Source organism: Wenyingzhuangia sp. (genome assembly GCF_039768515.1).
In the GTDB taxonomy this organism is placed as follows: domain Bacteria; phylum Bacteroidota; class Bacteroidia; order Flavobacteriales; family Flavobacteriaceae; genus Wenyingzhuangia.
Window position 1 is genome coordinate 1 of record NZ_JBDNAI010000088.1, and the last position, 13,943, is coordinate 13,943.

Here is a 13,943-nt window from a genome sequence, read left to right on the forward strand (position 1 = left end):
CCGACCTATCAAACACAAGGTTTTTCATATGATAGTGCTGGTGAGACTTCTAGCTGTACAGATGAAGAATTCAAAGAATATGTAAGAAAAGGGAAAGCACATTGTAAACGAGGAGATGTGTTTCAGATTGTACTGTCTAGACAATTTCAGCAAAAGTACAAGGGGGATGATTTTAATTTGTACAGAGCATTACGTTCCATCAACCCTTCCCCTTATTTGTTTTATTTTGACTACGGAAATTTTCGCTTGATGGGCTCTTCTCCCGAAGCCCAAATAAAAGTTCAAAAAGGAAAAGCAACAATCAATCCTATTGCAGGAACTTTTCGAAGAACTGGAAGTATAAAGGAAGATCATGCTTTAGGAGAAAAATTATCTAAGGATAAAAAAGAAACAGCAGAACATGTAATGTTAGTAGATTTGGCTCGTAACGATTTAAGTAAACATGCAGATCAAGTGACGGTAGAGGTATTTAAAGAAGTTCAATATTTTAGTCATGTAATTCACTTAGTTTCTACTGTAGAGGGTAAAATAAAAGGGAGTCCATTAAAAATTGTAGGAGATACTTTTCCAGCAGGAACACTAAGTGGAGCGCCAAAATATAAGGCCATGCAATTGATAGACAAATATGAAACGCAGAGTAGGGGTTTTTATGGCGGAGCAGTAGGAGTCATTGGATTGACTGGTGAGGTAAACTTAGCCATCGGTATTCGTTCTTTTGTGAGTAAAAATAACACTTTATATTATCAAGCTGGAGCAGGAATTGTAACAGGTTCTACGGAAGAGGGAGAATTGCAAGAAGTAAACAATAAGTTAGCGGCATTAAAGAAAGCTTTGGTGTTGGCAGAGAAAATATAGTTACAACGTATTTGGTAGTTCGTCTCTGATGGAGAGTATTGGGTTATGAACTACTATTTACCAAATACAAATAAGTATGAAAATTTTAATATTAGATAACTACGATTCTTTTACCTATAATTTGGTTCATATGGTTGAGGAGATTACTGGAGAAATACCAGATGTGTTTAGAAATGATGAAATTCCATTAGACCTAGTAGGGACTTATGATCTTATTATGTTGTCTCCAGGACCAGGAATTCCTGACGAGGCAGGAATTCTAAAAGAGGTTGTAGCTAGGTATGCAGGTAAGAAGCCTATTTTTGGGGTCTGCTTAGGTCTACAAGCAATTACAGAAGTTTTTGGAGGAGAAATTATCAATATGGATGATGTGTTTCACGGCGTGGCAACAGAAATGAAAGTAGTAGACAATAACGCAATTATTTTCAAACAATTGCCACAGACTTTTAATGCTGCACGCTATCATTCTTGGATTGCAAACCAGGATAAAATGCCAAAAGAATTAAAGATTACATGCGTAGATGAAGATGGAGGAGTAATGGCTGTTGAGCACGAAAAATATAATATAAGTGCTGTTCAATTTCACCCAGAGTCAATATTAACTCCTGATGGTGAGGCGATGGTGAGAGCGTTTATAAAAAATGTAAAAAGAGAAATGGATCAGTAATAGTTGGGTGGATAAATCATCAACGATTAATAGAGTAATAATATGAAAGAATTACTATCAAGACTCTTCGAATACGAGAAGTTAAGTCAGCTAGAAGCGAGAGAAATTTTAATTAGAATTGCCAATAAAGAGTTTAATAACTCACAAATTGCTGCATTTTTGACTGTATTTATGATGAGGCCTATCACCGTGGATGAGCTTTCTGGTTTTAGAGAGGCTTTGATGTCGTTGGCCATTAAAATAGATTTGTCGGACTTCAATACCATTGACTTGTGCGGTACTGGGGGTGATGGAAAAAATACATTTAACATTTCTACATTGACATCTTTTGTTGTAGCAGGTACTGGAAATAAAGTAGCTAAGCATGGAAACTATGGAGTTTCTTCGGCTTCAGGTTCGTCAAATATGTTAGAGTATTTAGGGTATAAGTTTACGAATGATGAAAGTGTTTTAAAACATCAGATAGACAAATCCAATATTTGTTTCTTGCACGCCCCTTTGTTTCATCCAGCCATGGCTGCAGTTGGTCCAGTGAGGAAAGAATTAGGAATGAAAACTTTTTTCAACATGTTAGGTCCTTTGGTTAATCCAAGCACACCAAGGAATCAAATGGTAGGAGTTTTTGACTTGTATGTGGGTAGATTATATAGAGAAATACTGACGAAAAACACTGATAATTTTACAGTTGTTCATGCCTTAGACGGATATGATGAAATTTCTTTAACAGGAGATTTTAAAATTTATACTAAGGCGTTAGAAAGAGTAGTGAAACCACAAGAAATAGGTATTAATTCTATCAATCCCACTGCAATTTTTGGAGGGGATAGTGTTCCAGAAGCAGCTAAGATTTTTACAAGTATTATAGATGGAAATGGAAGCGAAGCTCAGAATGATGTAGTGTTGACAAACGCGGCTTATGCTTTGATGACTTTTGATGATAAAAAATCATTCAAAGAGTCGTTTGCTCTAGCAAAAGATTCTTTATTGGGAGGGAAAGCAAAACAAAGTTTAAAAACATTGATTGAATTATAAAATAGTGTTCAACCGCTAAAAGCAGGAATAAAATGACAATTTTAGATAAAATAGTAGCTTATAAAAAAAAGGAAGTTTCTAAGGTTAAGAGTGAAGTAAGTGTTCAGAAACTGGTGGCAAGTCCAAATTTTAAAAGAACACCCATATCGTTGAAAAAGTCTTTGTTAGAAATTGGATCAACAGGAATAATAGCTGAGTTCAAAAGGCAGTCTCCTTCCAAAGGAGTCATCAATGATAAAGCGGATATTATAGAGGTAACGAATGGTTATTTGGATGCAAATGTTGCTGCTCAATCAATTCTGACGGATACACATTTTTTTGGAGGCACCATGGTGGATGTAATGAAAGCAAGGAGTGTCAATGAAGTAAAACCAATTTTAAGGAAAGATTTTATCGTAGATGGTTTTCAGATTGTAGAAGCGAAAGCAATAGGTGCAGATGTTGTCCTATTGATTGCTGCTTATTTAACTAAGGATGAATTAAAAAAATATGGTCAATTAGCAACAGATTTAGGAATGGATGTGCTTTATGAAATCCATACCCAAGAGGAATTAGATAAAATTGATGCTCATGATAAAATCATTGGGATTAACAACAGAAACCTAAAAACTTTTGAAGTAGATTTAGAGCATTCTATAGAATTGGCGTCCAAAATTCCAGACAACTGCATAAAGGTTTCTGAAAGTGGGATTAGCGACCCTAAAATTATCATGGGATTAAAACAGCATGGTTTTCAAGGATTCCTAATTGGAGAGAATTTTATGAAAACAGAGCATCCGGGTGAAGCCTGTAAGGCATTTGTTGGACAAATGTAAAGCAATGCTGAAGGTTTGATTTTTTGATGTTAAAGCGGTATTAAACACAAAAAAAATAAAGAAAATGAAAATTAAAGTTTGTGGAATGAAATTCAGTGAGAATTTAAAAGCTGTTGCAGGTTTGCAGCCAGACTACATGGGTTTTATTTTTTATGAAAAATCTCTAAGACATTTTGAAGGGGAAATTCCAGTGTTAAATCAAAATATCAAGAAAACTGGTGTCTTTGTAAACGCTTCGATCGATGAGGTATTACAAAAAGTTCATCAGTATGGATTCAAAGCTATCCAATTACACGGATCAGAATCTGTTGCCTATTGTAAAGAATTAAGTAGTCATGATCTAGATATTGAATTATTTAAAGTCTTTTCAATTAAAGACGAGTTCGATTTTTCAGTATTGAAAGATTATGAGCCTTTTGTACATTGCTTTTTATTTGATACTAAAGGTAAAGATAAGGGAGGAAACGGATACACGTTTGATTGGTCGGTGTTAAAAAAATATCCTTCAACAAAGCCTTTTATCTTAAGTGGAGGTATAGGAGTTGATCAAATAGAAAAAGTTAAAGAAATCATGAGCACAGGTTTGCCTATTTATGCTTTAGATATCAATAGTAAATTTGAAAAAGAGCCAGCTGTGAAAGACATGGTTTTATTGCGGCAGTTTTTTAAAGAAGTAAAAGGGATTTCAGTATAGTCTAAAACATAGGCAGACGATAAAAACAATGAATATGTCAAAATTTAATGTAGACGAAAAAGGGTATTATGGACAATTTGGAGGAGCTTATATTCCGGAATTGTTATATCCTAACGTGAAAGAGTTAGAAGATAATTATTTGAAAATTATTCAATCTGATGAGTTTCAAAAGGAATATTTGTATTTGTTGAAACAGTATGTAGGTAGGCCTACACCTCTTTATCTAGCTCCAAATTTATCGGCTAAATATGGAGGGCATATTTATTTGAAAAGAGAAGATTTAAACCACACTGGTGCGCATAAGGTAAACAATACTATTGGTCAAATACTAATAGCAAAAAAACTAGGTAAAAAAAGAATCATTGCCGAGACAGGTGCAGGACAACATGGAGTAGCTACTGCTACAGTTTGTGCCCTGATGAAGTTAGAGTGTATTGTGTTCATGGGAGAGGTGGATATCAAACGACAAGCTCCAAATGTTGCTCGTATGAAAATGTTAGGCGCTACAGTGGTCTCAGCAAAAAGTGGTTCTAAAACCCTGAAGGATGCAACAAATGAAGCGATTCGTGATTGGATTCAAAATCCTGAGGAAACTTATTATTTGATTGGTTCTGTGGTTGGACCACATCCCTATCCAGACATGGTTGCTCGTTTGCAAGCGATCATTTCAGAAGAGATCAAATGGCAGTTAAAAGAGCAGACAGGAAAAGAGAATCCAGATGCAATTATAGCATGTGTTGGTGGAGGTTCTAATGCTGCAGGTTCATTTTACCACTTTTTAGACGAGGAGGAGGTAAGATTGATCGCTGTTGAGGCTGCTGGTCTAGGAGTAGATACAGGGGAAAGTGCTGCAACTTCACAGCTAGGACAAGTAGGAGTCATACATGGTGCAAAAACCATTTTGATGCAAGATGAATTTGGACAAATTACAGAGCCCTATTCTATTTCTGCGGGATTAGATTACCCTGGTGTTGGACCCATTCATGCTAATTTATTTGAAAGTGGGAGAGCAACGTTTTTAAATGCAACCGATCAAGAAGCATTAGATGCTGCTTTTGAATTGACAGAATTAGAAGGAATAATTCCAGCTTTAGAAACTTCTCATGCCTTGGCTGTTTTAGAACAATTGAATATTCAAAAAGATGAGGTAATCGTCATCAATTTATCAGGAAGAGGAGATAAAGACTTGGAAATGTATATCAAATTTTTAGAAGATAGAGATCAATAATTATGAGTAAACTAATCACATTATTACAAGAGAAAAAAAACAGATTGTGTTCTGTGTATTTTACATCTGGATATCCTAAATTAAATGATACGGGTGTAGTTGTGAAAAATTTAGAAGCTGCAGGTGTAGATTTTTTAGAGGTAGGTTTTCCATATTCAGATCCTATGGCAGATGGGCCTACCATACAAGAGAGTAGCTCGGTTGCTCTAGAAAATGGAATCAATTTAGATCTTATTTTTACTCAACTAGAGGAGATTAAAGAGCAGATAAATATACCATTAGTAGGGATGGGTTATTTAAATCAAATGTTGCGTTATGGAGGTGAAAAATTCTGCCAAAAATGTAATGCTGTTGGAATAGAAACTTTGATTTTACCTGATATGCCAATGATTGAGTATGAAAGAATCTATAAAAGTATGTTTGCCAAATACGGAATCACAAACATCTTTTTGATCACTCCACAAACTTCCGAAGCGCGTATAAAGAAAATTGATGAGATGACTGATGCTTTTATATATGTGGTAGCTTCTTCTTCCATAACAGGGGCAAAAGGAGATATTTCTCAGGCTCAGATAGATTATTTCAATAGAATTAAATCGTACAAATTAAAAAGTAAGCTCATTGCAGGCTTTGGGATTTCAAGTAAAGAAACATTTGATACGGTTTGTGACCATGTAGATGGAGCGATAATAGGATCTGCCTTTGTTAAGTTTTTAAGCAGCAATGGAGTTGAATCTATTGATCGTTTTGTGAAAGAGATTATAGCTTAATGGTGTTGCATACAAAAAAAAGAGGCTATATTCATAGCCTCTTTTTTTGTTATGAGATTTTATAGATCTCTTGAATGTCTTTTAGTTTTTCTTTAAAATTAATTTTAAGATTTATTAATTTTCCGGAGTTAATATCAAATACCCAGCCGTGGACAGCTACCTTTCGATCTGAAAAAGCTTTTTGATATTGAGGGGTTTTGATGACATTTATACATTGTTCTTGTACGTTTAATTCAATCAATCTATTGTATTTTTCATCTTCATCCTCTATGGCATCTAGTTCTTCTTGATGCGTTCGATAAACATCTCTTATGTTGCGTAGCCAAGGGTTTAGAATTCCTAAATCATTGGGTTGCATTGCTGCTTTTACACCTCCACAGTAATAATGACCACAAACCACAATGTGGTTTACTTTTAAGTGAGTCAATGCATAGTCAATCACAGAAAGAGCACTTAAATCTGTATTTGGGACCATGTTGGCAATGTTTCTATGAACAAATACCTCTCCGGGTCCCAAACCCATTAATTCTTCAGCAGCAACTCTACTATCAGAACATCCTATGTATAATATTTCAGGACTTTGTCCTTTGGATAAATTTGAAAAATATGATGAATCAACAGTTAATTTTTCATTTGCCCAGAGATAATTATTGTTAAATATATTGTTAATTTCCATAAGGCATGTTTTAAGTTGTTTGTCTAAGACTTAATAATTTTGATATGGGACAATGGTTTGTCTTTTTTATGTAAGTTTATGTCAAGATTTATTAGAGTCAATTCGATTTCATTAACCTCTGCTTTGATAGCAAAGTCCTCAATTATTTCGATAATGTCGCGGTGTATGAATTGAGTTTTAGTACCATCAATACTAACGACGCTCTTTGCCGGTATTTTGTCTAAAATGTTTAAGACAGAAGCTTTGTTTAAAAAAGTAACATCTTCTGACAATTCAATACTATAAGTTCCTTTCTCATTTTCGTTAGAGTGTTTTAAAAAATAAGGAACCTTATAGTTGTTTCTTAAGATGATAAATATAGCAACAACAATACCAAGCCCAATACCTATCAATAAATCTGTAAACACAATTCCTGAGATAGTAATGATAAAAGGCACAAATTGGTCGAGTCCTTCTTGATACATTTTTTTAAAAGTAGTAGGATTTGCAAGCTTATACCCCACGATTAATAGAATGGCGGCTAAAGTTGCTAAGGGTATTTTATTTAGTAGCGATGGGATTAATATGATACTAATAAGCAACAATATCCCATGGAATATAGTTGAGGTTCTAGTCTGTCCACCTGCTTGTTGATTCGCAGAACTACGAACAATTACTTGTGTTACGGGTAGGCCACCAATAAAACCTGCACACATGTTTCCAATACCCTGTGCAATTAGCTCTCTGTTGGTAGGAGTGATTCTTTTTTTAGGGTCTTGTTTGTCTGAGGCCTCAACGCAAAGCAATGTTTCTAGGCTTGCAACTATAGCAATCACAATAGCTGTTTTGTATACGGCTATTGAAGTTAATCCATCTTTAAAATTGGGAAATGTAAAATTATTTAGGAATTCTTGAGTAGAGCTAGCCGAAGGAATTTTCACCAGAAATTCATCACCAATTGGAAAGACAAAAAGCTGTAACAATACCCCTGTTGTAACAGCTAGTAAGGCTCCTGGAAGGATAGCCAAAAAACCAATCTTTTGAATAAATTTAGTTTGCCATAGGAGGAGTATTCCCAAAGATATAGCCGTAATGATGGCTATGTTTATTGTGATACCATTTGTGATGCCTTCAAAATCTGAAGTTCCCAAAGCATTCGGTATTTGTTTGTAAAAAATTAGTATTCCAATACCTGCTAGCATTCCCTTGATAACCGAAGAAGGGAAATAATAAGCAACAATCCCTGCTTTTAAAACCCCCATGATCAGCTGAATCAATCCAGCAATAATCACACTAACTAAAAAAATCTCAAAACTTCCTAAGTCCGAAATTGCGTTCAATACAATGACAGCCAAACCTGCAGCTGGACCGCTGACGCCTAATGCAGATTTACTGATACTACCCACAACAATACCACCAATAATACCACTAATTAGTCCTGAGTATAAAGGGGCGCCCGATGCTAGTGCAATTCCTAAACAAAGTGGAAGTGCAACTAGAAATACAACAATACTTGCGGGGAAATCTTTTGAGATGTTTTTTTTGAAATTTAGTAAGCTCATTTGGTGTTTTTTGAAAATTAAATATTTAAGCGTTAACGATTAGATACACATATGTTGTTTAGGTATCGCTTAGATTGATTAGTTGTTATAGGTTTATATTTTAGTTCGTCTAGAAAGCTCTGGAGGAGGGGTGTGAGGCTTAGAATAAGGGAACGATATTTTTAAAGGTGTGTAACAAAAATAGTTGAATCGTATATGGTTTAGATTTTCTGAGTATTGTTCTTCAGTATGGTTGTTTTTTGCAAACAATTCAGCTTCAATACTTATTTCTTTTTCGTCTGCTTTTTCCTCATGTGGTTCTAGTGAAGCCTTTTTTTCTGTATCTGTTAGGGGGAGAGATATTTTAATACAAGGAGTAAATACCATACAAAAAACCATAGTGATCATCACTAAAACATAGTAAGGTTTTATTTTGGTAGTATTTTGCATCTTTTTCAAAAATTTTATCTAATATAATCAAATCCTGTATAAGATCTTAAAATCTCAGGTATTTTAATTCCATCTTCGGTTTGATTGTTCTCTAATATAGCAGCTAAAACTCTAGGCAATGCTAAAGAACTACCATTTAAAGTATGTGCCAGTTGACTTTTACCTTCTTTGTTTTTGTAACGAAGTTTTAGCCTATTTGCTTGGAATGTTTCAAAATTGGATACAGAACTGACTTCTAACCATCGGTCTTGTGCAGCAGAAAAAACCTCAAAATCGTAGGTTAGACAAGCGGTAAAACCTAAATCACCTCCACATAAATTTACAACGCGATATGGTAGGTTTAATTCTTTTAAAATTTCTTTTACATGGTCTACCATACCTTCCAATGCTTCTGAAGATTTTTCAGGATGTTCTATTCTAACAATTTCTACTTTGTCAAATTGGTGTAACCTGTTCAAGCCACGGACATGAGCTCCATAAGATCCTGCTTCTCTTCTAAAACAGGGAGTGTATCCTGTTAAGCAGATCGGAAACATTTCTTCCTTTAAAAGTTCGTCTCTAAAAATATTTGTCAAGGGTATTTCCCCAGTCGGAATAAGATATAAATCATCAATAGTTGCATGATACATTTGCCCTTCCTTATCAGGGAGTTGTCCAGTACCCATTCCAGAGGCTTCGTTTACAAGATGTGGGACTTGAGTTTCCTCGTATCCTGCAGCAGTATTTTTATCAAGAAAATAGTTGATTAAAGCTCGTTGTAGTCTGGCACCTTTCCCTCTGTAAACAGGAAAACCAGCTCCAGTTATTTTGTTTCCTAATTCAAAGTCAATCAGATTGTATTTTTTTGCCAGTTCCCAATGAGGTAGCGCGTTTTTATGAAGAGATGGGCTTTCACCTTCTTCAAAAACAGTTTCGTTGTCTTCTTCAGAAGATCCTGAGGGAACCCTCGTGTTGGGGATGTTAGGGATGGTGTATAAAAGATCCAAAAGGGTGTCTTCAGTTTTGTTGAATTGTTCTTGAAGTTCTTTAGCGCTAACTTTTAACTGCGCAGATTTTTCTTTTAGGACGTTTGCTTTTTGCGCTTCACCAGATTTGTAAAGTGATCCGATTTCTTTGTTTAGAAAATTAGACTCTGCCAATGTAGTATCTAGTTTGACTTGTATACTTCTTTTTAACTCATCAGTAGCAAGCACTTTATCTATAATAGCTTCTGCGTTTTTATAGCTACGTTTGGCTAAACCTGCCAAGACATATTCTTTGTTTTCTCTGATAAAAGGGATTTGTAACATACCGATATTTAATATTTAGAACAAAGTTAAACTTTCCATTAAAACTACAGTCATAATCTACGGTTTAAGATGTTTGGTTGGGTGATATAGATGCTAACAGACTAAGGGTGTCTGCCTTGTCTTTTTCTAGTTGTTTTTGAAGTGCGTTGATCGAATCAAATTTTTCTTCCGCTCTTAAAAAATGTAAAAATTCAATTTTTAGCACCTCTCCATAGATATCATTGTCAAAATCAAAAAGGTGGACTTCAATCGTTTTGTCTTTTCCATTTACTGTGGGTCTATTCCCAATATTCAGCATTCCCTGGTAGTGATTGCTTTCGTGTGTTGCTTTGATTGCGTAGGCACCATTTTTTGGAATTAGTTTATAAGCTTGTGAGATCTCGATATTTGCTGTAGGAAAGCCTATTGTGCTTCCCAATTGTTTGCCTTTGACGACTGTCCCTTGTATAAAATAAGGAACGGTTAAAAATTCATGTGCCGTTTCTGGGTCCCCTGACTTTAGAGCATTTCTTATTTTCGTAGAACTGACGGCAACATTATTAATATCTTGAGCTTTTATCTCTTTGATGTCAAATTCGAAAGTGTGACTGTATTCTTTTAATTGTTCAAAATCTCCTTCTCTATTTTTACCAAATCGGTGGTCATAACCAATCACAAGGGTTTTAACATTTAATTGATGGATCAAGACATCTCTTACAAAGTCGAATGCACTTAAATTGGAGAATTCTTTGTCAAAGGGATGTATGACCAAGTAGTCTAATTCTGTTTTGGATAAAATCTCTATTCGTTCTTCAATTGTATTGATAAGTTTGATCGCATTATCAGCTTGAATCACCATTCTAGGATGAGGAAAAAAGGAAAGCAACACAGACTTGAGATTCTTCTCTTTAGATTCAGAAATGAGTTGATCTAGAATCTCTCTATGTCCTATATGTACACCGTCAAAAGTTCCTATAGTAACAACTGTGTTGATGTTTTTTGGAAATTGTCGATAGTTGTGAATTACTTGCAAATTCGAAATATTTATCGGCAAATTTAAGAATACTATTTTAAAATTAACACGGTAGAAAAGAATATTAAGAGTCTCAAAAAAAATAAATATTTTATTTTTTGTAATTTACCGCCGTAAAAAACTATAACTATTATGAAAACAAACTATTTATTCTATTTTTTGATGCTTTTTAGCGTTAGCTTTTATGCACAGCAAACGATCCATGTAGAAGGGGTTGTCATAGAAAATCAAAACGAAAAACCAATATTAACCGCAACGATAACCGTGGTTGGGTCTTCTGAATTTGTCATGACAGATATGAAGGGAAATTTTGTATTGGATACAAAAACAAAACTTCCAGTTGAAATTATGGTGAGTGCGATGGGGTTTGAAGATTTTAAGTATATCGTAACCCGCCAAGAGGAAAAGGTCATCGTTAAGTTAAAAGAAGAGTTCACTAGTTTAGATGCTATTGTGATTTCTGCGTCAAGAACACCAGAAAGTGTTTTTGAATCTCCAGTATCAATTGAGCGTATAGGAACCAAGCAGATTGAGAATACGACCGCAGCTACTTTTTACGATGGTTTAGAGAACTTAAAAGGGGTTGATGTAAACACCAGTAGTTTGACATTTAAGTCTATCAATACACGTGGTTTTGCCTCTTTTGCAAATACTCGTTTTGTTCAACTCGTTGATGGGATGGACAACTCATCACCAGGATTGAATTTTCCATTAGGTAATTTAATAGGGTTGAATGAGTTAGATGTGCAATCTGTAGAGTTATTGCCTGGAGCTTCTTCTGCGTTGTATGGTGCAAATGCGTTTAATGGAATTTTATTTATGCGTAGCAAAAGCCCTTTCAGCCAAGAAGGAGTTAGTGTTTATGGTAAAGCAGGAGTTACCTCTTCTGAAAATGCTGGGACCAATGAATTTGTTGATGTGGGAGTAAGAGTCGCTAAAAAAATAACTGATCAATTTGCTGTGAAGTTCACGACTTCCTTGTTAAAAGCTACAGATTGGTTTGCAACAGATTCTAGAAATATCGATAGTGATGGAAAAATAATTAATGGATCTAGAGAAGGTACATTAGACTACAATGGTATGAATGTATATGGAGATGAGGTGAGTACTGAATTACCAGGAATTGGTATGGTTTCAAGGACAGGATACAGTGAGCAAAGTTTGATCAATCCTGATACCGATAGTTTTAGAGCATCATTATCAATGCATTGGAGACCATTTAAGGGTGATGATGATACTGAAATTGTTTACAGCAGTAAGTTTGGAACTGGGAATACGATTTATCAAGGTGCTAGTAGGTATGCAATGAGAAATTTTGTAATGCACCAACATAAATTAGAGTTGCAATCTAAGCATTTAATGTTACGAACTTATGTGACTGCTGAGGATGCTGGAGATTCATATGACATCCGATTTGCAGGAATTAACGTCAACAATGTGAGTAAAGACAATACTACTTGGTTTACAGAATATGGAGGTGCTTTTGCAGGTCTTGTGCCAGGAGTTACTCCAGGAAATGATCGTTCAGCAAGAGCTTTTGCAGATAGAGATATGTTTATTCCAGGTAGCCCAGCGTTTGCTGCTGCTTTTGATCAAGTAATTTCTGATCCAGATTTAACCTCAGGAGCTAAGTTTGTAGATGCATCCAGATTGTATCATACAGATATTAATTATAATTTCCATGAATTGATTGAATTTGCTGAAGTTCAAGTTGGAGGTTCTGCAAGAAGATATGTATTGAATTCTGACGGTACTATTTTTACGGATCCCTCTGATGGAACCATTTCTTATGATGAATTTGGAATTTACACGCAATTACAGAAAAAACTATTGCAAGACCGATTGAAATTAACGGGGTCGATTCGTTATGATAAAGCACAAAATTTTGATGGAAACTTTTCCCCTCGATTATCGGTTACTTTTAGTCCAGATGAGCAGAAGAAACATAATTTTAGAGCTTCTTTTCAAACAGGATTTAGAAATCCAACGACTCAAGATCAGTATATTGGGTTGAATTTGGGGAATGCTATATTAATTGGTTCTGCTCCTGATAATTTAGAGCGTTATCAACTCCAAGTACAAAACAGTCCAACAGCACAAGCCCTTGGTCTTGGAGCAACTGCAAATTTCACAGGTACTCTAGCCTATGAAAATTCATTTACATTGAACTCTTTGCAGAAGTTTTCTCAAACCCAAAACCCTCTAGATTTAAAGGCTGCAGACACAAAATTGGTTAAGCCAGAGCAGGTTACTTCTTATGAAGTTGGATATAGAGGTAAGATTGGGAAAAAAACAATTGTGGATTTGAGTGGTTATTACAATCAGTACACAGATTTTATTTCTGTAAAAACAGTTGTAACTCCAAATTATGGTGAAAATAACCTATCAGATATACATCCAGTTGCACAAATGCCAAACGCAATCATAGCCATTGCTAATGCGGATTATACTGCTGCTAGAGTTTATACTAATACGGATGCCAACATAGCTTCTTATGGGTTAAACCTTGGGTTAGAATCAAAAATATTTGGAGATTATGACTTTGGTGTAAACTATAGTTATGCAAAGCAAGATTTTGATCAGTCTCAAGATCCAGATTTTGAAACTAGTTTTAATACACCAGAACACAAGGTAAAATTTTCTTTTGGAAATACTGATGTTTACAAAGGATTGGGATTCGGTCTTAATGCTCGATGGCAGGATGCTTACTATTGGGAATCCACATTTGTTGATGGAAATATTGAGGCAAGAACACTGCTAGATGTTCAAGTGATGTATGACATTAAAAATTGGAATTCAAGCCTCAAGATTGGTGGAGCCAATATCTTAGGAGAGGAGTATGAAGCTGCCCCAGGAGCAGGTACAATTGGTTCTCAATTCTATGGATCATGGACTTATACGTTCTAGAGAATGTTAATTATCATTTAAATTGCGA

General features: G+C 35.1%; 13 protein-coding genes. 8 read left to right on the forward strand and 5 right to left on the reverse strand.

What is annotated here, in order from left to right:
- The 7 genes from ABF281_RS05825 to trpA all read left to right on the forward strand — a co-directional run.
- On the forward strand, window positions 1-855 hold an 855-nt coding region (locus tag ABF281_RS05825; RefSeq protein WP_347180742.1), incomplete at its 5' end, for an anthranilate synthase component I family protein.
- Window positions 856-931: 76 nt separating this feature from the next.
- Window positions 932-1,522 carry an aminodeoxychorismate/anthranilate synthase component II gene (locus tag ABF281_RS05830; RefSeq protein WP_347180743.1) on the forward strand — a complete coding sequence of 197 codons (591 nt, stop codon included), beginning with the start codon at window positions 932-934 and terminating at the stop codon, window positions 1,520-1,522.
- 42 nt (window positions 1,523-1,564) lie between these two features.
- On the forward strand, window positions 1,565-2,554 hold the full coding sequence (gene trpD, locus ABF281_RS05835) for an anthranilate phosphoribosyltransferase (protein ID WP_347180744.1): 990 nt from the start codon (window positions 1,565-1,567) through the stop codon (window positions 2,552-2,554).
- A 32-nt stretch (window positions 2,555-2,586) separates the two neighbouring features.
- Window positions 2,587-3,369, forward strand: coding sequence for an indole-3-glycerol phosphate synthase TrpC (gene trpC / locus ABF281_RS05840; protein WP_347180745.1), 783 nt, complete (start codon window positions 2,587-2,589; stop codon window positions 3,367-3,369).
- 64 nt (window positions 3,370-3,433) lie between these two features.
- Window positions 3,434-4,063, forward strand: coding sequence for a phosphoribosylanthranilate isomerase (locus ABF281_RS05845; RefSeq protein WP_347180746.1), 630 nt, complete (start codon window positions 3,434-3,436; stop codon window positions 4,061-4,063).
- A 34-nt stretch (window positions 4,064-4,097) separates the two neighbouring features.
- A complete protein-coding gene (trpB, locus tag ABF281_RS05850; RefSeq protein ID WP_347180747.1) occupies window positions 4,098-5,291 on the forward strand; it encodes a tryptophan synthase subunit beta in 1,194 nt (397 codons plus the stop codon).
- 2 nt (window positions 5,292-5,293) lie between these two features.
- The gene (gene trpA, locus ABF281_RS05855; protein ID WP_347180748.1) at window positions 5,294-6,061 is read left to right on the forward strand and encodes a tryptophan synthase subunit alpha; all 768 of its coding nucleotides are present in this window, start codon (window positions 5,294-5,296) and stop codon (window positions 6,059-6,061) included.
- Between the two features lie 49 nt (window positions 6,062-6,110).
- Here the strand turns inward: trpA and ABF281_RS05860 are convergent, their stop codons facing one another.
- The 5 genes from ABF281_RS05860 to ABF281_RS05880 all read right to left on the reverse strand — a co-directional run bounded on the left by ABF281_RS05860 (window position 6,111) and on the right by ABF281_RS05880 (window position 11,008).
- Window positions 6,111-6,737: a carbonic anhydrase gene (locus ABF281_RS05860; RefSeq protein ID WP_347180749.1), complete on the reverse strand. Its 627-nt coding sequence runs from the start codon at window positions 6,735-6,737 to the stop codon at window positions 6,111-6,113.
- Between the two features lie 23 nt (window positions 6,738-6,760).
- Window positions 6,761-8,278, reverse strand: coding sequence for a SulP family inorganic anion transporter (locus ABF281_RS05865; protein ID WP_347180750.1), 1,518 nt, complete (start codon window positions 8,276-8,278; stop codon window positions 6,761-6,763).
- A gap of 93 nt (window positions 8,279-8,371) precedes the next feature.
- Window positions 8,372-8,707, reverse strand: a complete 336-nt coding sequence (locus tag ABF281_RS05870; protein WP_347180751.1) for a hypothetical protein — start codon at window positions 8,705-8,707, stop codon at window positions 8,372-8,374.
- 14 nt (window positions 8,708-8,721) lie between these two features.
- Window positions 8,722-9,996: a serine--tRNA ligase gene (gene serS / locus ABF281_RS05875; protein ID WP_347180752.1), complete on the reverse strand. Its 1,275-nt coding sequence runs from the start codon at window positions 9,994-9,996 to the stop codon at window positions 8,722-8,724.
- A gap of 64 nt (window positions 9,997-10,060) precedes the next feature.
- On the reverse strand, window positions 10,061-11,008 hold the full coding sequence (locus ABF281_RS05880) for a bifunctional riboflavin kinase/FAD synthetase (protein ID WP_347180753.1): 948 nt from the start codon (window positions 11,006-11,008) through the stop codon (window positions 10,061-10,063).
- A 132-nt stretch (window positions 11,009-11,140) separates the two neighbouring features.
- Between ABF281_RS05880 and ABF281_RS05885 the strand changes: the two genes are divergently transcribed.
- Entirely contained in the window at window positions 11,141-13,915 is a 2,775-nt protein-coding gene (locus ABF281_RS05885; protein WP_347180754.1) for a TonB-dependent receptor plug domain-containing protein, read from the forward strand.
- Window positions 13,916-13,943 lie beyond the last annotated feature (28 nt).